The organism is Psychrobacter sp. JCM 18903 (genome assembly GCF_000586475.1).
Classification (GTDB): Bacteria; Pseudomonadota; Gammaproteobacteria; order Pseudomonadales; family Moraxellaceae; genus Psychrobacter.
In genome coordinates, this window is record NZ_BAWJ01000001.1 from 295,563 (window position 1) to 317,413 (window position 21,851).

Annotated in this window: 21 protein-coding genes and 1 pseudogene; 19 read left to right on the top strand and 3 right to left on the bottom strand. The window is 44.5% G+C overall.

Features of this window, described 5'->3' with window-relative positions:
- The first annotated feature begins 273 nt into the window (after window positions 1-273).
- Both TT12_RS01295 and TT12_RS01300 read left to right on the top strand, forming a co-directional pair.
- A complete protein-coding gene (locus tag TT12_RS01295) occupies window positions 274-792 on the top strand; it encodes a hypothetical protein (protein ID WP_243443222.1) in 519 nt (172 codons plus the stop codon).
- Between the two features lie 91 nt (window positions 793-883).
- Entirely contained in the window at window positions 884-1,189 is a 306-nt protein-coding gene (locus tag TT12_RS01300; RefSeq protein ID WP_045451455.1) for a hypothetical protein, read from the top strand.
- A 123-nt stretch (window positions 1,190-1,312) separates the two neighbouring features.
- Here TT12_RS01300 and TT12_RS01305 read toward each other — a convergent pair whose 3' ends face one another.
- Window positions 1,313-1,711: a YkvA family protein gene (locus TT12_RS01305; RefSeq protein WP_045451457.1), complete on the bottom strand. Its 399-nt coding sequence runs from the start codon at window positions 1,709-1,711 to the stop codon at window positions 1,313-1,315.
- 254 nt (window positions 1,712-1,965) lie between these two features.
- Here TT12_RS01305 and TT12_RS16020 point away from each other — a divergent pair, with 254 nt between their 5' ends.
- Window positions 1,966-2,139, top strand: coding sequence for a twin-arginine translocation signal domain-containing protein (locus tag TT12_RS16020; protein ID WP_243443206.1), 174 nt, complete (start codon window positions 1,966-1,968; stop codon window positions 2,137-2,139).
- A 34-nt stretch (window positions 2,140-2,173) separates the two neighbouring features.
- Window positions 2,174-3,241: an LD-carboxypeptidase gene (locus tag TT12_RS01310; RefSeq protein ID WP_243443207.1), complete on the top strand. Its 1,068-nt coding sequence runs from the start codon at window positions 2,174-2,176 to the stop codon at window positions 3,239-3,241.
- Between the two features lie 42 nt (window positions 3,242-3,283).
- Here the strand turns inward: TT12_RS01310 and TT12_RS01315 are convergent, their stop codons facing one another.
- Window positions 3,284-4,306, bottom strand: coding sequence for a GlxA family transcriptional regulator (locus TT12_RS01315; RefSeq protein ID WP_045451459.1), 1,023 nt, complete (start codon window positions 4,304-4,306; stop codon window positions 3,284-3,286).
- A 182-nt stretch (window positions 4,307-4,488) separates the two neighbouring features.
- Here TT12_RS01315 and TT12_RS01320 point away from each other — a divergent pair, with 182 nt between their 5' ends.
- The 6 genes from TT12_RS01320 to arfB all read left to right on the top strand — a co-directional run bounded on the left by TT12_RS01320 (window position 4,489) and on the right by arfB (window position 10,630).
- Window positions 4,489-6,294, top strand: a complete 1,806-nt coding sequence (locus TT12_RS01320; protein ID WP_045451460.1) for an acyl-CoA dehydrogenase family protein — start codon at window positions 4,489-4,491, stop codon at window positions 6,292-6,294.
- 71 nt (window positions 6,295-6,365) lie between these two features.
- Window positions 6,366-7,385 (top strand): NADP-dependent oxidoreductase, encoded by a 1,020-nt coding sequence (locus tag TT12_RS01325; protein WP_201604950.1) that lies wholly within the window; start codon window positions 6,366-6,368, stop codon window positions 7,383-7,385.
- Window positions 7,386-7,388: 3 nt separating this feature from the next.
- A complete protein-coding gene (locus tag TT12_RS01330) occupies window positions 7,389-8,171 on the top strand; it encodes an SDR family NAD(P)-dependent oxidoreductase (protein WP_045451463.1) in 783 nt (260 codons plus the stop codon).
- Between the two features lie 161 nt (window positions 8,172-8,332).
- Window positions 8,333-9,097: an SDR family oxidoreductase gene (locus tag TT12_RS01335; protein ID WP_201604949.1), complete on the top strand. Its 765-nt coding sequence runs from the start codon at window positions 8,333-8,335 to the stop codon at window positions 9,095-9,097.
- A gap of 222 nt (window positions 9,098-9,319) precedes the next feature.
- Complete coding sequence (locus TT12_RS01340) at window positions 9,320-10,162, top strand: HpcH/HpaI aldolase/citrate lyase family protein (protein WP_045451469.1); 843 nt, start codon at window positions 9,320-9,322, stop codon at window positions 10,160-10,162.
- Between the two features lie 54 nt (window positions 10,163-10,216).
- Complete coding sequence (arfB, locus tag TT12_RS01345) at window positions 10,217-10,630, top strand: alternative ribosome rescue aminoacyl-tRNA hydrolase ArfB (RefSeq protein ID WP_045451472.1); 414 nt, start codon at window positions 10,217-10,219, stop codon at window positions 10,628-10,630.
- Between the two features lie 100 nt (window positions 10,631-10,730).
- Here arfB and TT12_RS18790 read toward each other — a convergent pair.
- A pseudogene (locus tag TT12_RS18790) lies at window positions 10,731-11,929 on the bottom strand (sugar transporter).
- Between the two features lie 404 nt (window positions 11,930-12,333).
- On the opposite strand from TT12_RS18790, the gene TT12_RS01355 reads away from it, so the two are divergent.
- The 9 genes from TT12_RS01355 to TT12_RS01385 all read left to right on the top strand — a co-directional run bounded on the left by TT12_RS01355 (window position 12,334) and on the right by TT12_RS01385 (window position 21,843).
- Window positions 12,334-13,119 carry a LysR family transcriptional regulator gene (locus TT12_RS01355; RefSeq protein ID WP_243443208.1) on the top strand — a complete coding sequence of 262 codons (786 nt, stop codon included), beginning with the start codon at window positions 12,334-12,336 and terminating at the stop codon, window positions 13,117-13,119.
- A gap of 2 nt (window positions 13,120-13,121) precedes the next feature.
- On the top strand, window positions 13,122-13,280 hold the full coding sequence (locus TT12_RS16025; RefSeq protein ID WP_243443209.1) for a hypothetical protein: 159 nt from the start codon (window positions 13,122-13,124) through the stop codon (window positions 13,278-13,280).
- Window positions 13,281-13,507: 227 nt separating this feature from the next.
- The gene (locus tag TT12_RS18095; RefSeq protein WP_279378764.1) at window positions 13,508-14,311 is read left to right on the top strand and encodes an aspartate aminotransferase family protein; all 804 of its coding nucleotides are present in this window, start codon (window positions 13,508-13,510) and stop codon (window positions 14,309-14,311) included.
- Between the two features lie 49 nt (window positions 14,312-14,360).
- The gene (locus tag TT12_RS18100) at window positions 14,361-14,777 is read left to right on the top strand and encodes an aminotransferase class III-fold pyridoxal phosphate-dependent enzyme (RefSeq protein WP_279378765.1); all 417 of its coding nucleotides are present in this window, start codon (window positions 14,361-14,363) and stop codon (window positions 14,775-14,777) included.
- A gap of 219 nt (window positions 14,778-14,996) precedes the next feature.
- The gene (hglS, locus tag TT12_RS01365) at window positions 14,997-16,397 is read left to right on the top strand and encodes a 2-oxoadipate dioxygenase/decarboxylase HglS (RefSeq protein WP_045451589.1); all 1,401 of its coding nucleotides are present in this window, start codon (window positions 14,997-14,999) and stop codon (window positions 16,395-16,397) included.
- A 286-nt stretch (window positions 16,398-16,683) separates the two neighbouring features.
- Window positions 16,684-18,057 carry an L-piperidine-6-carboxylate dehydrogenase gene (gene amaB / locus TT12_RS01370; RefSeq protein ID WP_243443210.1) on the top strand — a complete coding sequence of 458 codons (1,374 nt, stop codon included), beginning with the start codon at window positions 16,684-16,686 and terminating at the stop codon, window positions 18,055-18,057.
- Window positions 18,058-18,341: 284 nt separating this feature from the next.
- Window positions 18,342-19,727: a Na+/H+ antiporter NhaC gene (nhaC, locus tag TT12_RS01375; protein ID WP_243443211.1), complete on the top strand. Its 1,386-nt coding sequence runs from the start codon at window positions 18,342-18,344 to the stop codon at window positions 19,725-19,727.
- A 91-nt stretch (window positions 19,728-19,818) separates the two neighbouring features.
- Complete coding sequence (gene amaA / locus TT12_RS01380; RefSeq protein WP_045451475.1) at window positions 19,819-21,105, top strand: L-pipecolate oxidase; 1,287 nt, start codon at window positions 19,819-19,821, stop codon at window positions 21,103-21,105.
- Window positions 21,106-21,477: 372 nt separating this feature from the next.
- Window positions 21,478-21,843 carry a hypothetical protein gene (locus TT12_RS01385; protein ID WP_207803948.1) on the top strand — a complete coding sequence of 122 codons (366 nt, stop codon included), beginning with the start codon at window positions 21,478-21,480 and terminating at the stop codon, window positions 21,841-21,843.
- Window positions 21,844-21,851 lie beyond the last annotated feature (8 nt).

The window sequence follows — 21,851 nt, forward strand, 5'->3', positions numbered from 1 at the left end:
GTTAAAATGAGCTGTGTTGCGACACAGTATCAAACGGTATTGACTACGCAGCAGAAAAAACAGCAGTTTGCTGGCGTCAATGAGTAGCGCAAATCATTCGACAGTGCCAATAGTTGATGAAAACACGCCCTAAAAAATCACGTTAATAGCAACATTGTCGTCATCACTGTTTAAAGATAGTTTTTTTAAAGACAATTTTCATAAAAGTTTAATGCATGAATGCAGGATAACCCTATTATGTCCTTACGCTCAAACATTTTTTATAAAAGGCTGATGTGCTTGCCAGTCGGCATAGCGGTGAGCAGCGCACTATTTTTAAGTGCTTGCAACGATAGCAACATTCAAGCTGATACTGGAATGGTCGAAGCGGCGACAGACTTATCGGTTTTTGAAGGTTGTTACACGGTTAGTCATGACGAGCCTGCCCAAATAAAAATCAGTCAACAGGATGGCTCTTGGGTGATGCAGATGAAAGAGCCGGCAAGTGCGAAGCGCGTTTGGGATGACGCTGAGCCGCTAGAAGTGATTGAAAATAGCGAAATCCCGCAGTTTTTCTCTATTGACCCTGACAATGTCGATGCGGTCATTGGGCGTCCTGATCGAGTGCTAGTACTGGCTCATGTTAAGCCTGCCTATGCCAATATCGATCCACTCTTAGATAGTGAATACTTATCCTATATTTATCGCGGTGCCAATACCATCTATCGTGTCGAGTGTGATGATGTTAATACCGATATTTTAGCCAATCCACATGCCAATATTGTGATTGATAATGTTAATGAGAGCCTCTAAACAAGCACGGCTCATAAACAGAATTTATGATCAATAAAGTTGTTTTAAACAGTATTTTGCTATAAACCGTACGTCATTAGAGTTAAGCAATATGAATTTTTTTAGTTACGTGGTATTGGGCGGATTTTCTTATGCGGCTGGTTGGGGAATCAGAACCTATGTACTTGATAAGAAGCCTGAACCTGAGCAACCTTACAATCTAAAGCATCCTGCAATTTTGGCGTACTTAGGCGGTTTCTTTATTATTATGCTGATTGTTTCTTGGCTGATTGGTCGCTATGCGCTTGGGCATACTGCTATCGATTTGCCGTTTATTATTATCAATAGCCTCGTTGCAACCTTTGTCTATTCGTTCGGTCTCAATCCAGAAAAAGCGCGTTATGATGTTCCAGATTAACTCATATAAATAATTGCTATTAATGAATAAAAAAGCCACGGCTGATACATTGATTGTCAGTCGTGGCTTTTTATAACGATTATTTTTTATAATGATCATTTCAGGATGATAGCTTGTACAAGGTTACCTGTTTTTCTTTAAGTCGGTAGCGGTTTGTTTTTTCTTCCAAGTTTGATATTTTTGCAAATCTTTTTCGACCAACTTCAAGCAAAAGGTGAGGACTAGCGCATCGTCAATATGACCGATAAAGGGTATGAAATCTGGAATGATATCGATTGGGTTGAGAGTATAGAGCAGTCCAACCACACCTGCTGAAATGGTCTTATAGGGAATATCGCGATAGTTTCCCTGATAGTAGTCTTTAATCAAGCTCATGAATAGCATCAAATCTTTGGCAAAACGCTCAAGATGGCTACTGTCTTTTAGCTTTTCTTGCAGTTTTTCTTCTTCGTTGATGAGGTACTCTAAATCGGTATCCAATATGTCCTCTTTTTTCTGTTTATCAATCGCTTTCTCAGCCATTATTATTATCCTTATTTAACCGAAATCGGTATTCTCATACTACAACAAAGTCGCGGAATGTGCCAATAGGGCTAGGTTTTTGGTGTGTATCATGGCTAGCATGGCGAAAAATTAAATAGTGGCAAGGGTTGGGCAACTATCATAGCCAAAAAAGCGTTTACAATATGCTGCTGTGCGGTTTAAGCAAGTAGACTGCAAAAATAAAGATGATGCAAAAGTATATTAAAATAAAGATGATAAGGTGGCAGAGAGAGATGGTTTTTAAGAGTCAGTTATTAATAGATGATAGAAACAAAAATGAGCATACAGCGATTGAAACGCCATCTGGGCTAAACCGTCGGCAGTTTTTGCGTCGAGTAGGTGTTAGTGCGGGTACTGCGGCATTGGCGACGCAAGGTATTTCTCAGGTATTTGCCGCCAGCCTATAGACCCTAATAATAGTCCGCAGCTCACCAAGATGATTTGCCGACCGCGTTATTGGGTGAGCGTTCATCCTCACAGCCGTCACTCACGCAAACACGCTGTATTACGCCAACGATTGAAACGCGACTTTTTGCCAGCTCTAATGTGGGCGGTAGCGATGACCGCAATCAGTTGGCATTAGATCGTGTGGCTTGTGCGGGTTTTAAAGTCAATAACCCTACGATTACCAATCGGCAGTATCTGCGTTTTGCTGGTACGGATTCGCAGCGCGCGAGTGATCTGCAAAATATCGCGACGGGTGCAATAGCCGCCCCAAAATTGTTACTCGGCGTGCGCGGCGGCTATGGTGCGATGCGTATATTACCCATGGTTGACTGGACAACGCTAGGACGGATTATGAAGGAGCATGGCACGATACTCGCAGGGTTCAGTGATGTGACCGCTATCCAATGTGCGCTACTGGCAAAGGGTGATATGAGCTCACTCGCAGCACCGATGCTCTATAGCGAGTTTGGCAAAACAGCACCCGATCAAGTCAGCTGTCGACAGTTTGTTGAAGCGCTCACCAATCCTAATCTAGCTATCAACATATCAGACGCGGCTTTAACCAGTCCAAATTTACCGAGTATTCTAACAAGTGCTGAGCCCAAAGCAATAACGGGCACGATTTGGGGTGGTAATCTAAGCGTGGTGTCATCGCTGGCTGGTAGTGAGTATTTGCCGCGTATTGATGGCGGCATTGTGTTTTTGGAAGACGTGGGCGAGCAACCTTATCGTATCGAGCGCATGTTATATGACTTGTACCTCGCAGGTATCTTTAAGCATCAACAAGCCATTGTATTTGGCGCGTTATCGGGCACAGGTGAAGACAGCTACGACAAACGCTACGATGTTGCGACAGTCATTCATCAATTGCATGAACTGACCGGATTACCCATTTATAGTGGCATGCGCTTTGGTCATATTGGAAAAAAACACAGCTTTCCACTCGGGGCGACTTGTCAGCTAACACCTAATACTGATGGCGGCTATCAGTTAGCATTTACCGATTACCCGACCATTAAGGCTGAAACTATAAATGTCGAAGGATTGTGGCAAACGATTTAGGCATTAGATAAACTTTATAAAATTAGCCATTAAAGAACCGTGTTAAATCGCTAAGCGCGAAAACTTATCTTGATACTCTTTTGGTGTCAGTTCAGTCGCACGTTTGAACAAACGCGTGAACGAAGATATATCATCATAGCCAACTTGTTCGGCCAGTGATTTTATCGTTACATCTCCCAATTCTAGCAGGCGCTTTGCCTGCTCAATTCTGACGGCTTGAATATACTCAATCGGGCGCATGGCTACAGAGGACTGAAAGCGCCTGTTTAACGTCCTTGGGGTGATATTAACCATGGCAGCCAATCCGCTCACTTGAATAGTCTGGTAGAAGTTTTCCTCAATGAACTCTTGTACTTGCTTTACCAGTTGGTCTGAATGCGGTTTGTGCAACGTCACATTGGTATAGCTGTTTTGATTGCCTCGTTTACTATCGATGATTTGGGTTTTGGCTACTTGAGTAGAAATCTCACGTCCGCAATAGCGCTCTATTAATAACAATCCTAAGTCATAAAATGCACTACCGCCCGCCGCACAAAATATATTGCCCAATTGGTTTGTTGAGTTGCTTTTTGAATGAGTAACAAACTGGTTTTCTTGTAAGTCCACCAGTGGAAAGTCTGCCTTAAACTTACTGGCGTAACCCCAGTGCGTAGTGGCGATTTTATTATCTAGCAGTCCTGCTTTTGCCAAAAAGAAAGCGCCGCTACAGTTGCTGGCTATATCTGACTTGGTGTCTGCCAACCGCTTTAAATGTGGTATTAATTCTGCATTTCGGCTCAGTACTTTATCGATTGAATCACCAATAGTCGGAATCAATAGCAAATCGCATTCCGCCACGTCCTGAATATCGCAATGCGCTTGCATGATTAATCGATTGCTACATCTGATATCCACGCCACCAACGCTTGCTATCTGCACATTAAATCGTGGTTCTACGGGCTCATCTAAAAATCGCTGCCAACTGACACCCGTAAATGAGAATAAATCTAACGCACCTGTCAATGCGCTGCCGAGCACACCATCGAATCCAATAATAATGACTTTAAACGGTTTGAAATAGGGCATAGGTGTCTATCCTTCTTTTAATTCTAAGACTGAAAATATCAGTTTTTTATCTGAATTTTCTAAATATAAGTGTTATTTATGTCGTATTTGACCATAATTATGTCATAAATGACAATACGGTAAGGCGTTAAATTAGCTTAATATCGATTGATAACCAAATTTAATCAGCTAACGAGAATACTATGGCAGCAGATACGCTTATCAATGACTTTGAGTTACCGTTCCAATTATATGATGTATTGGGTACTGAAAATTTAACCGAGCACGCTAAGTTTGCAGAGCATAGCCGCGAAACATTTGATGCCGTATTGGATACGGCCAATAAAATTGCGACCCAGTTATTTTTGCCACATAACCACGTAGCGGATAAAAATGAGCCACAGTTTGATGGCAAAAAAGTCAGCATGATAAGTGATGTAAAAGTCGCGTTCGATGCTTTCCGTGAGTCGGGTTTTATCGCAGGTCGTTATAGTTTTGAAGACGGCGGCATGCAGCTGCCTGAAACAGTGATGACGGCCGTGGCTGGTTATTTTATGGCTGCCAATCCATCAACGACTGCTTATCCATTTTTGACCACTGCTGCAATTAATGTGATTTCACACTTTGCTAGTGACGAGATTAAAGCTGCCTTTATGCCGCGCATGCTGACAGGTGAATTCACTGGAACGATGGCATTGACAGAGCCACATGCAGGTTCATCACTTGCTGACATCAAAACCACTGCAGTAAAACAAGATGATGGCTCTTACCGCGTCAAAGGCAGCAAGATTTATATCTCAGGCGGCGATCACGAACTGTCTGACAATATCGTCCATTTAGTGTTGGCCAAAGTGCCAGGTGGTCCGGGTGGCGTCAAAGGCATTTCTTTATTTGCGGTACCCAAGTATCGCTTAAACGAAGATGCATCGGTCGGCGAACGCAATGATGTGCATTTAACTGGACTGATTCATAAGCTCGGTTACCGAGGAGCAACTTCTACGGCTTTAAGCTTTGGTGACAAAGGCGAATGTCATGGTTATCTCATCGGTGAAGAGCATTTCGGCTTGCGCTATATGTTTAAAATGATGAACGAGGCGCGTATCGCTGTTGGCTTTGGCGCAGCGATGATTGGCTATCGCGGTTATCAGTATTCGCTCGATTATGCCAAAGACAGAACGCAAGGTAGAATCGCACCGAATAATAAACCTGAAGATGCAGCAACCGCCATCATTCAGCATGGTGATGTGAAGCGTATGCTTTTGGCGCAAAAAGCTTACAGCGAGGGCGGTATTTCACTTTGCTTATATGGCTCAAACCTAATCGACCGTATCAATACTTGCGAAGATGCCACACTAAAGGCTGAGCTATCAGAACTGCTAGATTTACTAACGCCAGTACTCAAAGCATGGCCCTCTGAATATGGTCCAAAAGCAAATGATTTAGGCATTCAAGTATTAGGCGGTGCAGGCTATACGCGTGAATATCAAGCCGAGCAGTTTTGGCGTGACAATCGTCTCAATCCCATTCACGAAGGCACAAATGGTGTGCAAGCTTTAGATTTGTCATTTCGTAAGTTATGGCAAAACAAAGGGCTTGGGATTCAAATTCTCAAACGCGAAATTACTCGTGATTTAGAGTCTATTACCACCCCAGAGACCGCAAAGCTTGCTGGTAAATTAATGCCTTATATGGGTCATCTGCATGAAGTGCTAGTTCATTTGAGTAAGGTTTTGCAGACGGAAAAAGCCCTAACGCTGACCGGTAATGCACAAGCATTGATGAATATTTTTGCCTCCATCGTGGTCAGCTGGATTTGGATTCGCCAAGCCAGCAAAGCGGAACAGTTATTAAGTGATACAACCGACGTTGAGAAACAAAACTTCTATCATGGCAAAATCCAAGCAGCAAAATACTTTATCGATTGGGAATTACCACTAATCAATCGTGATATCGAATTGTTGAATAATGACAATGCGGTCTGTACCAATATGCAAGCTGAGTGGTTTTAATAGATTTTGAATCATGTTTGATATTAACAATTTTGGTATTAACAAAAAATACAACTCTAAAGGAATAAATAATGATAGCTGATAACAAGCAGATGAATAAGCAGTGGCGCTTAAAAGCAAGACCTGTGGGCGTACCAAACGCTGAGACGTGGGAGTATACCGAGACGGAACTGCCGACTATTACAGACGGTGAGCTGCTGATAAAAATTGAGTATATCTCGATGGATCCTGCAATGCGTGGTTGGCTAAACGATGCCAAGTCTTATATCGCGCCGGTTCAGATTGGTGACGTCATGCGCGCTGGCACTGTAGGCGAAGTGATTGAAAGCAAGCATGAGAAGTTTGCCGTTGGTGACTATGTCGCAGGTCACGATGGCGTGCAGTCTTATGCCGTCAGTGATGGTGCTAATCTGTATAAAGTTGATCCAAATCTAGCACCGTTGTCTTATTACTTGGGCGTGCTCGGTATGCCCGGTATGACAGGGTATTTTGGTCTGCTAAAAACAGGTCAACCAAAAGCAGGCGAGACTGTAGTCGTCTCTGGCGCTGCTGGTGCCGTTGGTAGCTTGGTTGGTCAGATTGCCAAAATTAAAGGCTGCCGCGTCGTTGGTATCGCAGGCGGTGCTGAAAAATGTAAATTCTTAGTCGATGAGCTTGGGTTTGATGCGACGATTGATTACAAAAACGAAGATGTGAAAAAAGCACTGAAGAAAACCTGCCCAGATGGCATCGATGTGTACTTTGACAACGTAGGCGGTGATATCTTAAATGATGTGCTCACACAAATAAATCTGCACGCGCGTATCGTTATTTGCGGTGCGATTAGTCAGTATAACAACACCACAGAAGTCAAAGGTCCATCGAACTATCTATCATTATTGGTCAATCGTGCCCGCATGGAAGGCATCGTGGTATTCGATAATCTCAAAGAATATCCGACGGCGATGAAAGACATTACTGGCTGGATTCAGTCAGGTGAGATGAAAGTGAAAGATCATATTGTTGAGGGAATCGAGACGTTCCCTGATACTTTGATGATGCTCTTCAAAGGTGAAAACTTGGGCAAACTGGTACTTAAGGTAGAGGGATAGATCATGACACTGAATACAAACGGAATTGCATCAGATGTAACGGGTAAACGAATTTTAATCACGGGCGGTGCCTCGGGTATCGGCGCAGCAAGCGCGTTATTGCTAGCCAGTCGCGGCGCAAAAGTCGTGATTGGGGATATGGCAGAAGAGATGGGGGCTGCGGTTGCCCAGCAAGCTCAAGACGCTGGCAACAGTGTTGTATTTAAAAAAGTAGACGTGACCAGCGGTGATGAAGTACGTGCGTTGTTCGACTTTGCAGTGGAAACGCTTGGCGGTCTAGATGTGGTGGTAAACAATGCTGGTATCGACCATAAGCCTTCGCCAATGCATGAGCTAAGCGATGATGACTTTGATCGCAATATCGCTGTGAATTTAAAAGGTGTTTGGCACTGTATGCGCGCCGCCGTCAAATGTATGCTGCCTAATGGTGGTGGTCATGTGATTAACGTGGCATCTATCGCAGGTCTGCGTTCAGCGCCGATGATCTCAGCCTATAGCGCGGCTAAACATGGTGTTATGGGTCTAACCAAGTCTGCTGCCCATGAGTACGCGCGCGCCAATATTCGTTTTAACGCGGTATGCCCAAGCTTCATCGATACGCCAATGGTACGCAATACCATGGCAACGATGGATGAGCGTACGCAGCAAGCAACGGTTAAGGCCAGTCCAATGCGCCGTTTGGGAGATGTTAACGAAGTGTCTGCCGCGATCGCATGGCTTGCAAGTGATGAAAGCAGTTTTATGAACGGTCATGCCTTTACCCTAGATGGTGGTATGCTAGCGTAAACGTGATCGTTGAGCGCTCGTTATTCATTTGCTAGTGCTCGATAATCGCTGTTAGATATGACAGAGATTATCTGCGTTTAAATATATGCACTCAGTGATCTAATAACAGTACTCAAAAATAACTATTTAAGAATATAGAGTTTATAAAAATATAAGGAATAATGATGAAAGATTTATTTGATTTAACCGGTAAGATTGCCCTAGTAACGGGTGCCAGCCGCGGTATTGGTGAATCTATTGCTCGTTTATTGGCATCAAGAGGCGCACATGTGATTGCCTCTAGCCGCAAAATCGATGCTTGCCAAGCAGTGGCTGATAGCATCAAAGCTGACGGTCATAAAGCCAGTGCTTTTGCCTGTCATGTGGGAGATATGGAGCAGATTTCAGCGATTTTTGAGCATATCAAAAGCGAGTTTGGTCAAATTGATATCTTAGTCAATAACGCCGCAGCCAACCCTTACTATGGCCATATCTTGGATACGGACTTAGCCGCTTTTGACAAAACGGTTGAAGTAAACATTCGCGGCTATTTCTTTATGTCGACAGCCGCTGGCAAAATGATGAAAGAGCAAGGTGGCGGCGTCATCTTAAATACTGCATCGGTCAATGGCTTAGTAGCGGGCGACAAGCAAGGTATCTACTCAATCACTAAAGCGGCGGTCATTAGCATGACCAAAGCCTTTGCTAAAGAATGTGGCCCATTAAATATCCGTGTAAATGCGTTATTGCCGGGTCTAACCGATACTAAATTTGCTTCTGCCTTGACGACCAATGATAAAGTTTTGAAGATGGCATTACACTCAATTCCGCTAGGGCGTGTGGCTGAGCCTGACGAGATGGCTGGCACGGTATTGTATCTAGTGTCGGATGCATCAAGCTATACCACAGGCGCGACTATCGTTGTCGATGGTGGTATGTTGGCTTAGTTGGCCAGTCAGAAGACTTAGAATACCAGTTAAAGAAAGCATGACTATTAAGAACTGCATGAGATTTATTTTCATGCAGTTTTTTTTATTTTATTTTTGATTGAATAGCTAAGTAGCCTTAGTTTTGTGCTATAGAATGAATCGCTAATTTTGAATGGGGATCAGCGATATAGTGGCATAATGAAGGTATTAACAGCTACTTGAACAATATGGGAATCAAGCATGGATTCAGTGACCAATCATACAATAAATATAACTTCTCAAAATAAAACATGGCTATTCGTGCCAGCGACTCGCATCGACAGAGTAGCGAAAGCCTTTGCTAGTGGCGCAGATGCGGTTATTGTCGATTTAGAAGATGCTGTTGCACTAAAAGATAAAGCAGACGCCCGTAAAGCATTACAACAATATCATGACAGCGCAGACTATCAAGCTATTTGGGTGCGTATCAATAAAGCAGGCAGTGAGTCATTTATAAAAGATATCGCGCTTTGCCAGCAGATGCCCAATCTTGTAGGAGTTATTCTAGCAAAATGCGAGACACCATCAGATATCGAGCAAGCCTATCAAGGTAGTGGGCTGCCTATTATTGCACTCATAGAAAGTGCGATTGGGTTGTACCATATTGATGCGATGGCTAAAGTATCAGGCTTGGTCGGATTCAGTTATGGTTTTTTAGATTTGTGCAATGATTTACGAGTACAAGTAGGTACGCCTGCCGCAGATATCACTGCTAACCAGATTCGTTATCAGTTGGTTTTGATATCTAAAGTATATGAGTTAGCAGCGCCAATTGATACGGTCTATCCTGATTTTAACGATGAGATAGGATTAAGCGCCCGAGTGCAATTATGGTCACAGATGGGTATGTCAGGAATGCTGTGTATTCATCCTAAGCAAGTGGCTGTCGTCCAGCAGGCATTAAAACCGACTGACAAAGCGCTATCATTTGCTCAGCGTGTGGTCGAGGAGTATGAGCGCAGTGGACAGGCAGTGTTTGAGATAGATGGTCAAATGGTTGATGCGCCAGTGATTGAGCGCAGCCGTCAGCTGCTGGCAAAGTAGCAGACAAATCCATAATGCTTTATCATACTGACTCATACTCTATAAAAGCAGCTTATGATTTTTATCAATAACACTATTAGCCTCAATGATAATGAGGTAGAGATCAGTGCCATACGCGCACAAGGTGCTGGTGGACAGAATGTCAATAAAGTGTCTTCTGCCATTCACTTGCGTTTTGATATCCATACCTCAAGCTTAAGTGATGAGCACAAACAGCGTTTATTGGACAGTAAAGACAGCCGAATTACCAAAGAAGGCGTGTTTGTGCTTAAAGCGCAACAGTTTCGTACGCAAGAGCGCAATAAGATAGATGCCTTTGAGCGGCTGCAAAGCTTTATTATAGAAGCCACTCATGTCAATCAAACCAGAAAGCCAACTAAACCTAGCAGAAATGCTAAGCGCAAACGGGTGGATCAAAAGACCCAGCGCGGTAAAACAAAAGCCTTGCGCGGTAAGGTGGATTTCTAATGGGTGGCTTATTTCCTATTTTTAAATGAACGAGAAAGCAAAATGCCAGCCCCTTTAAGTGGCTGGCATTTTTTATGCTTATTTACTATCAGATTTTTAGCTAACCAAGTCTTCTACTTAACTCGGGAAAGCGCTTTATCATAAACAGCATCAATAGCAGTGCCATACTAGCGATAGCCGCGCCAACATAGCCCACACTCGATATGGAAATATGCGTTACTGCATAACCACCAAACAGCGCACCTGCGCCAATGCCTAAGTTAATAATCCCTGAGAACATTGACATCAGCATGTCTTGGGCTGTGACATCAACCATGATGACTTTGGCTTGCATAGAGATAATCAGCAGCATCAGCGCGGCGCCCCACAGTAATGCAATGAAACCCAGCGCCCAGATAGAGGTCACGGCAAACAATAGCACCAGCATAGATATCAGCATTAATATGATCGATATCAGCATCAATCTGGTATTAAAACGATCACCCCAGCGACTAAAAATCACACTGCCGGCAATCCCTGCCACCCCAAATAATAGCAAGACAACCGTCGCGGCGTTTTCACTGATGGCACCGACCTGTCGCATAAAAGGTTCGATATAAGAATAAGCCGTATAGTGCGCGGTAAAGACCAGTAAAATCAGTAGATACAAACAGACCAATAAGGGGTTTTTAAGCAATTCTGGAATTTTTCTAAACGAGCCTTCAAACATACTTGGCAGCGTTGGCAATAGCCTTGCTTGCAAAATAAACACGATAAAAGCAATCACCCCAATACCGCCAAAGGTTGCCCGCCAGCCAAACCATTGACCGACTAAGCGCCTAATGGCACGCCGAGCACCATTGCCAATGAAGTACCGGTCGCAAGTACACTAAGCGCCAGTGCTTTTTTACCTTCAGGTGCCACGCGTATCGCAATCGCGGCGGTGATGGACCAAAATATCGCGTGCGAAAGTGCAATGCCCACGCGGCTAATCAGCAATACATCAAAGCTCCAAGCAAATACGGACAATACATGACTGGCAATAAATACCACAAACAAGCCCAAAAGTAAGCTTTTACGCTCAAAACGGCTGGTAAGTAGCATCAATGGCAATGACATCGCCGCGACAATCCAAGCATACAGCGTCAACATCCAGCCAGTTTCTGCCGTGGTGATGGAAAAATCTTGGGCGATGTCGCTTAATAGGGCAACGGGGACAAATTCGGTGGTATTCATAATAAAGGCGCTGACGCCCATTAAAAATACTTGAAAATACTGAGTTCGGCGAGCATTTGCGCTCACCTCAAGGTTATGTTTCATATGATCCAATACAAATAAAGAAGGCGCTAATAGTGAAAATTAGCTGAAAAATAATTCATGAGTTTAAGAATAACGGCGGCATAGGTCGTAATGATGAAAAAGAGGAGGGCAAGATAGCAAATCAGTTGCGGTATGTCAGAGCCTATCATCAGACCCTACTATTTTATCAGGAATCGACGGTGTTTTTTGTAGGAGAGTCTTTAAAATTAGCGACTGAATAATTGGTTGAATGCTTAAGTAAATCCGATAATGACATCAGTGTCAGTTACATAGTGCTTATAGTGAGGTATCGCTATTTAAGCTTGAATATAGGTATGATGACGCCATAGGCTAGGAATGCCTGATAACGTGATTTTAAAGAGTTATTGATATTTTAATAAGATGGGATAAAAGAAAAACAATCTATGAAAACCGACACCAATAAACCATTAGCCTTTAGACGATATCCATCGACGACGGCGCTGCAATGTTTTGAGACCGCTGCCCGTCATTTGAGTTTTACCAATGCCGCGCAAGAGATGCACATGACCCAAAGCGCCATCAGTAAGCAAGTGGCGCAGCTAGAGGAGATGCTAAACCTGTCTTTGTTTTATCGGACGCCGCACCGGATTTCATTGACCCCTGCTGGCAAGTCATATTATCTTGAAGTGTTAGAGATTTTAAAACATATCGAGGTGGCGACCACCAATTTGATGTCGCATAGCAGTAATACTGAACTGCTGAAAATAGTCTCGCATCCGACATTTTGTGCCCGTTGGTTGCTTCCAGCGCTCAGTGGCTTTAGTCAAGAATATCCGCTCATTAATTTAGATATCAAAGAGCTGGCAGGGCCGTTTTTTTCTGAAGACCAAAATGCCGATATTGCTTTTTTATACGGTGATGGCATTTGGGGCAATATGGAGGCCATAAAATTGTTCGATGAATACTGCGTTGCGGTCTGTCAGCCACAGTATTTGCGAGATAAAACACTGAGTACTGATTGTTTGAATGACTATGTATTATTGCAAATAAGTTCGCGCTTAAGTGCGTGGTATGAGTACTTTAAGCAACAAGATATCAGCGTCGACGGCACCTTTGTAGGGCCACGTTTTGAGACTTTTCATGCTTGCATCTCTGCCGCCTTACTGGGCTATGGTATAGCTTGGTGCCGTTGCGTTTGGTTGAGCCTGAGCTACAATCAGGCGCTTTAGTCATGGCGTGGGATTATGCGGCAAAGGGTCGCGGCAGCTATTATGTGACTTATCCTGTTTCTTCGGGACAATCGCATAAGGTCAAAGCAGTTTTAGAATGGATTACAGCTTATTTAACAATCTCAGATCAGCGTGAAAAGGCGTTAGGGCTTGCTTTATAATTTATATCTTATTATTTTATTCTACAAAGTTATCTGCTGTAAGAATTTAACAAGCTAAACCTAAAAAACTGCCTAATACGCAATTTTTTAGGTTTTAAAGGATTCGTTTAGGAAGTTAATTCACTGGTAATGACAAAAAGGAATGCCACCACAACTATTATTCGTTTGCTGCCGGAATGATGTTTTGTTGAAATGAGTCTAACTCAAGGAAGAGATAGAGATTCATCATGGACAAGTTTTATAACGTGACCGATGCCTTTACGATGGTGCATCCGCTCACGCTCGTCAAAGGCAAAAACGCCAGAGTTTGGGACGACAATGACCGCAGCTATATCGATTTTGTTGGCGGAATTGGTGTTTTAAACTTTGGTCATTGCCACCCCCACATCGTGAAAGCCATCATCCAGCAAGCCCAGTCGCTGATTCACTATGCCTACAATGCGGCAGCACATCAGCCGTACCAAACCTTTATGCCGCGATTGTGTGAGCTTGTGCCTATTAGCGGTGAGCTGGCAGGGATGCTCACCAACTGCGGTGCAGAAGCAACTGAAAACGCCATCAAGATAGCACGCATGAAAACGGGTCGCACAGGCGTTATTGCTTTTGATGGCGGTTTTCATGGGCGTACGCTGGCTGCCGTCAATCTCAATGGTAAGGTCGCGCCGTATAAGCGCGGGCTCGGTGCGTTGGCCAGCGGCGTTTATCATATTCCTTTCCCCAGCCCCGATAACAATATCAGCGACGAGCAAGCGATTGACGCGCTCCAGCGTTTATTTATGGTAGAAACTGATATCGACAATATCGGTGCCATCATCGTCGAACCTGTACAAGGGGAAGGCGGTTTTCAATTGTTGTCGCCCACCTTTGCGCAGTATCTACGTAAGTTTTGTGATGAGCATGGCATGTTACTTATCATGGACGAAATCCAATCCGGTTATGGTCGTACGGGTACGCCGTTTGCTTTTACCCATTTAGGATTGAGCCTGACCTTATTTTACTTGGCAAGAGTATTGCGGGCGGCTTGCCCTTAGGCGCAGTTATAGGCAAGGCTAGTGTGTCAATGGTCTAACTAAAGGCAGTTTGGGCGGCACTTATTCGGGCAATCCAGTTGCTTGCGCCGCTGCCAATGCCACGCTTGATATCATGCAAGCCAATGACGTTTGGCAGTCAGCCAAGCATTATTCAGAAACAATTCAGACGACCATCAGCCAATGGCAGCAAGAAGGTATCTCGCCTTGGTTATTTGGTCTTACCGGTATCGGCGCGATGCGCGGTATCGAGCTGCGCCATCCTGAGCATGATGTGCATCCAAGTGTGATGGCGCAAGTATTAACCAAAGCCCGCGAGCGTGGTCTATTGCTGATGCCAAGTGGGCAACATCGCCATATCATTCGCTTATTACCGCCACTCACCATAGAGCCTTACACCCTAAAAGAAGGGTTGGATATTCTAAAAGAGGTACTCATGGCGCTTCCTGATGGATTGCCTGCCGCTTAATGTTTAGGAGTGCTTAGGGGTGCTTAGGGGTGCTTAGGAGTGCTTAGGAGTGCTTAGGATTGATAGCGCATCGTCATAACCAAATGCTCGAAATCAAATACTTATTATTAAGCTAAAAATTTATTAACTCTATTACAAGGATGTTTATTTGTGAAAAATAGTAGCGTCAGTCCAGATAAGGATTTTATCTGCAGCGATGATATCCGCCATGATTTCTCTATGGCCATGTCAGCGATGTACCAAGATGAGGTGCCGCTATACGGCGACTTGGTTGATTTGGTCAGTGATGTCAATGTCGAAGTATTAGCCTCACATCCCGATATTAAATCACAGCTGCTGCATACGGGCGAGATTGAGCGTCTAAGCATGGAGCGTCACGGGGCGATTCGACTGGGTACCGCAGCAGAGCTGAGCATGATGCGCCGTCTCTTTGCCGTGATGGGTATGCACCCTGTCGGCTACTACGATTTAGCGCCTGCTGGCGTGCCCGTGCATTCAACAGCTTTTCGCGCACTTGACTCGCATTCATTGCATAAAAGCCCCTTTCGCGTTTTTACCTCGTTATTGCGTTTAGATTTGATTGCCGATGAAAATTTACAACAAGAAGCCACGGCCACACTGGCGCAGCGTCAGATATTTACTGCTGGGGTCATTGACCTCATTGAGGTTTTTGAGGCGCAAGGTGGTTTAACTGCTGCGCAAGCAGAGCAATTTGTCCAAGAAGCGCTAGAGACATTTCGCTGGCATGATAAAACGCCGGTGGCAAAAGCACTCTATCAGCGTCTATTAAATCAGCATCCGTTAGTCGCTGATGTGGTTGGCTTTAAGGGTCCACATATCAATCATTTAACGCCTAGAACCTTGGATATTGATGCCGTACAACAAGGCATGCAAGCAAGAGGCATACCCTCAAAAGCCATCATCGAAGGGCCACCGCGTAGAGCTTGTCCTATCTTATTAAGGCAAACCAGTTTTAAGGCGCTACAAGAAGCGGTTGGCTTTAAAGTTGCTAATAATTCAGACGCTAGCCATGAAGAGTACGAGCAAGGGCACCATACCGCGCGCTTTGGAGAGATTGAGCAACGCGGTGTGGCGTTAACGCAAAAGGGCCGCGCGCTTTATGATGAATTACTGGCCGAAGCTCGCCGCCAGCTTGGTGCTACCCCAAATGAGGACAATGCGGCTCAATACAATCAAATTTTAGCCGAAGTATTTACCGCTTTCCCTGATGATTATCAAACTCTACACGATGAGGGGCTGGCGTATTTTTATTACCAGTTGACGGACAGCACCCTTGATTCTGAAGATGGTCAAGCATTGTTGGCCACCACCTTAAGCACTGATGATTTGAATAAATTGCCTAATGCTAAGCTGACTGCTCTGATTAATGATGAGGTACTTCGCATTGAACCCATCGTTTACGAGGACTTTTTGCCTGTCAGTGCCGCCGGTATCTTTCAATCGAATCTGCAACAGGCGCAGCCAAGCCAATATGACGGTTACTCAAGCCAACAAGAGTTTGAGCGTGATTTGGGCGTAGCCATTTATGATGAGATGGCATTGTATGAAGCGATGCAAGCTCAAAGTCTTGAGCAGTGCCTGTCTAGTGTTAGTATCTAGTACAAATTATGCTAAAAATAGCCAGCTTATAGCCGACTTATTAGCACGTCATTCCAAAAAGGAATGCCTGCAAGAAATTTATTATTTTGCAACTTAGTAGGTAGCAGGGTAATTTTATAAGTCAGTCAAGGACGTAGTAAACCATTATACCAATATGCAAGGGATTGATTATGATTAAGCAATATATGTCTGCAATGGGCGTAGAAGAAGCACACTATCAAAATGGCGACTTTGAAGTCACCACCCAATTGATGGCTCAGTCATCGGTAAAGTCACGTTAGATACAGTGGCCGACGTCGATACTAAAATCCAAAATGCCAAACAAGCCTTCCAAGAATGGCGTGTCGTTCCTGCCCCTAAACGTGGTGAGCTGATTCGTCTGTTGGGTGAAGTCCTGCGTGAGCACAAAGAAGACCTAGGTATCTTAGTATCGCTAGAAGCCGGAAAAATCAAAGAAGAAGGCCTTGGCGAAGTTCAAGAAATGATTGATATCTGTGACTTCGCTGTGGGCGTATCGCGCCAGCTTTATGGTCTAACCATCGCCTCAGAACGCCCAGGTCACCATATGCGTGAGACATGGCATCCACTTGGCGTCATCGGCGTCATCTCTGCCTTTAACTTCCCTGTCGCCGTTTGGTCTTGGAACACGGCATTGGCAATCGTCTGTGGCAACCCTGTCATCTGGAAACCTTCAGAAAAAACCCCGCTTGTCGCCTTAGCGTGCCAAGCATTATTTGAAAAAGCCTTGGCAAAATTTGGTGAAGCACCAGCACATTTATCGCAAATCATATTGGGCAAAACCGATATCGGTAATGCGCTGGTTGAAAATAAAGACATCGCTTTAGTCAGTGCCACCGGCAGTACGCGCATGGGCCGAGAAGTAGGACCCAAAGTCGCTGAGCGTTTTGGTAAATGTTTGCTTGAGCTTGGCGGTAATAACGCCATGATTTTGGCACCAACGGCGGACTTGGATTTGGCGCTACGTGGCATTCTATTCTCTGCAGTGGGAACGGCAGGTCAGCGCTGCACCACCTTACGCCGTCTGTTCGTTCATGAGTCGGTCAAAGACGATATCTTACCGCGCGTTAAGTCTGCTTACGAGACGGTGAGCATCGGTCATCCGCTTGAAGGCAATCTGGTCGGTCCACTGATTGATGAAGACAGCTTTAATAACATGCAAGCGGCATTAGAGAAAGCCCGCAATACTGGCGGTAAAGTCACAGGTGGCGAACGGGTGCTGATGGATAAATTCCCAGATGCTTATTATGTGACCCCTGCGATTGTTGAGCTTGATGAGCAAAATGACGTGGCACGTAGTGAGACGTTTGCGCCGATTTTATATGTCATGCCTTATAAAGAGTTCGACGATGCGCTAGAGATGCAAAACGATGTCCCACAAGGGCTGTCTTCTTGTATCTTTACCAATGACTTACGTGAAGCTGAAACGTTCCTCAGCGACCGCGGTAGTGATTGCGGTATCGCCAACGTCAACATCGGCACCAGTGGCGCTGAGATTGGCGGTGCATTCGGCGGCGAAAAAGAAACCGGCGGTGGTCGTGAATCAGGTTCGGACGCATGGAAAGCTTATATGCGTCGTCAGACCAATACGGTCAACTACTCAACCGAGCTGCCACTGGCGCAAGGCATCAACTTTGGCTAATAAAAATGTGACGTGATGTGATGCTTGTTAAGTAGGCTCAGCGCTTATTTAGCAAGCCAATTATTCGCTATTTTGGTCGCCAATTATTAAGTATTTATTGTTTTAGTATGAAAGCCTGCGGAAGTGATGAATAACCATTCATGATTTCAAAACAGGCTTTTTACACCCTTCGCAGTAACCTTTTCAGCACTTTTTTCAGCATTATCAGCAGCCATGGATTGGTTGTTTCCACTACTGTTATATCTATGACAGCAGTATCCACTACTAAGGAAGGTAGGTATCTTATGATGGATGATAAACCTTATGACGAAGCTAAAGAGGGCTACGGTCCGTCTTCTAGTTTTTTATTAGATATTGCACCTCTGGTGTTGACTGCCATTATTCTAATGGTGCAGTTTTTTGTATTCAAAGATTTTACCCCTCATATTCCTTTAGCTTGCGGTATTTTAATCACTGGCTTGTTTATGAAGCTGCGTGGCCGTGACTGGGATGGCATGGAACAACGCTTTTTAAAGGTTGTTAAAATTGGTCTACCAGCGATGATTATCCTAATGGGTGTGGGTATGCTCATTGGTGCTTGGATTATCGCTGGTACCGTTCCTACGATTTTATACTACGGTTTTAGCGTTTTTTCTCCTTCATCATTCCTAGTTTCTGTCTGTATCATCTGTGCCATTATTTCTGTCGCAACCGGTACCTCTTGGGGCACGGTTGGGACGGTTGGTCTTGCCATGATGGGTATTGGGCTAGGATTGGGTATTCCGCCGTCACTAACGGGCGGTGCTATTGTTTCTGGCGCTTTTTTCGGTGACAAGATGTCTCCTTTATCGGACACCACTAACTTGACGCCAGCCGCTGCCGGTGTTGACCTTTGGGAACATATCCGCGGTATGTTGCCAACCACGGTACCTGCTATGGTAACTGCATTGATTATCTATGCTTGGATTGGTATGGGCTATGGCGCGGAAAATGTCGATTTAACCTCAATTAAAGAAATTCAAACCTCACTAGCGGCCAACTATAACCTTAGTATTATTACTTTATTACCGGCTGTTGTCGTTGTCATCGCAGCGGTGATGAAAATGCCTGCTATTCCAACAGTCTTATCTGGTGTGGTGGTCGCAGGATTGGTCGCCTTCTTTATGCAAGGCGTGGGTGTGCATGACATTTTTACGGTCTTACAAAATGGCTTTGTCAGTGAAACGGGCTTTGCTGTCGTGGATCAACTGCTGTCTAAAGGCGGCATTATGTCGATGACGTGGGTCGTGACTTTGACCATTTTTGCTTTAGCATTCGTCGGCTCAATTGAGCATTACGGTACGCTAAAAGCCATCATGGCAAAAATTAATAAAATGGTGAAATCGAGATTTGGTTTAGTAATGACCACTTATGCCAGTACTCTTGGTGTCGGTACGCTCATCGGTGACGTCTATACCACACTGGTGTTGCCAGGTCGTTTATTAAAAGACAAATATCAAGAAATGGGCTACAAGCGTACCACGCTCACACGCTCTATTGAAGATACCGGAACCCTGTTATCTCCCCTTATTCCTTGGAACATGGGTGGTAGTTTCGTCGCGGCAACATTAGGTATTGCGACACTCACTTATGCACCATTGCCTTTGCCTGTTGGTTATCACCGCTATTTGGTTTGTTATGGGTATTCTTAGACAAATTTATCCCCCGTGAAGAACCTATCATTAATAACGACACAAGCGCGCTCTCCACTGTAGACAACGTGTAATTTAGAAGGAATATAAGATGTTGCAAGAGCAATGTTTGTGGAATATGACCGCACCTATTATTGATACCTACAGCCAGATGAATAGCGATACTGAAGCGACTATTTGTATCATAGGCGGCGGTTATACAGGGTTATCGGCGGCGATTCATTTGGCAGAAAAAGGCGTCAAAGTTATCTTGCTTGAGAGCCATACGATAGGCAGTGGTGGCTCTGGTAAAAGCGTAGGGCTCGTCAATGCTGGTACTTGGGCGCGCCCTGATGATTTGAATATTGCGCTAGGCGAAGCGGCAGGTGAGCGTTTAACTGAAGCCCTCGGACAAGCGCCAAGCTTAGTATTCGACTTAATCAAACGTTATAATATCGACGCCCAAGCCACTCAAGCCGGTAATATCCACATGGCACATAACGCTAAAGGTGAAGTCGATGTCGATATTAGGTACGAGCAGCTTAGCCGCCGCGGTGCGAATGTTGAAGTATTAACCGGCAGCAAATGCCATGAATATTGCGGGACGACAAGTATCAATAAAGCACTACTCGATCATCGTGCAGGTACTATCAATCCGCTGGCTTATGTCAGAGGGCTTGCAAAAGTCGCTACCAGTCTTGGTGTGACTATCTACGAGCATTCCGCCGTAGAAGCATTAGAAAAGGTGGATGGCTATTGGTATGCAAGGACTTCTAAAGCGCGCGTGAAATCTGAGCGCGTCATTATTGCAACCAACGCTTATACCGAAGGCGAATGGACAGAAATTAAAAAGACATTTTATCTGGTATATTATTATCAGATTGCATCTGAGCCGCTCAGCGGAGAGGTGGCAGATCGGATTTTGCCATACAAAACAGGGGCATGGGATACACGCTTGGCCTTGTCTAGCTTTCGCCGTGATGACGATGATCGCCTATTATTGGGAACGGTGGGTGGTACACAGCTTAAACCAAAATCCTTTTATCAATCATGGGCCAATGCGGTGCAAAAAAGCTATTATCCCGATTTGCCAGCATTTAAGTGGCAGTATGAGTGGACTGGTAGCTTTGGCTTTACGCAAGATCATATTTTTCGAGTCATGGAGCCCGCTGAGGGCTTGCTGACAGCAACGGCCTATAATGGTCGCGGCATTACGACAGGTACGCTAATGGGTAAGTGCTTTGCCGATTATATAATGACAGGTAATAGAGACAGTATTCCCTTATCATTTAAGACTTTAGAAGAGGCGAAAGTCTCTTTTGGCGGGATGAAATCTGGCTTTACTGAGTTGGGACTGACTTTATATCATGCAGGACAATGTCTAAAAATAATTAGGTAGCTTTGTTGAGTCATCGTCTGATTTTTTCTACCCTTTTTAAATATAAAGGTATTCAGACTTTGACGGCAACAGAGAGGCCGTAACAATCGTGTGATTACCAAAGCGTATTAATATCAGTATTTATTTTCTATTATCTGATATGCTATCATCTTTAAGTCATTATCGTGGGTTTAACAGTTTTGTCATTGCCAGCCATTATCGTTATAAATGGCGGCGTACAGACCTTGCAACTTCCAGCACGATATAAAATAATTCTGGTAAAGCGCATGAGCTGTACTCCGACATCCTCATTTGTGCCTGATTTTATTTGCCTATTTGGGCGTATTTCACCCTTTTTTGTCGGAGTTACAGGAGTCTAAGGTGTTCAATATCATGAGCCACATTGCTAACCAATCCAAATATACCCGTCATTACCATCCACGTCATCTTCTCGCCCAGTATGCGATCAATCAGATAGCGACACTTGAGCTGCGTTCGCAAGATATTGTCAAAGCCATGGGTTATCCTATCAAGCATACTATCCCTGCTTGTGAGCGCCTACGTCACGTATTATCGAATAAATACCTTGGGCTTGATGGCAGCTATATGGATAAATATTTTACCGCTGAAGAATTTTTAGCCACGCTATTTGCTGTGCTGGATATCCCTCATACGCCGTTTGCAGAAGACATTGCCAGATCAAAGATGCTGCTGTGCACGCTCAGCATGATAATAAAAGTTCATCCTATGGCAGTGTGAGCAATGGT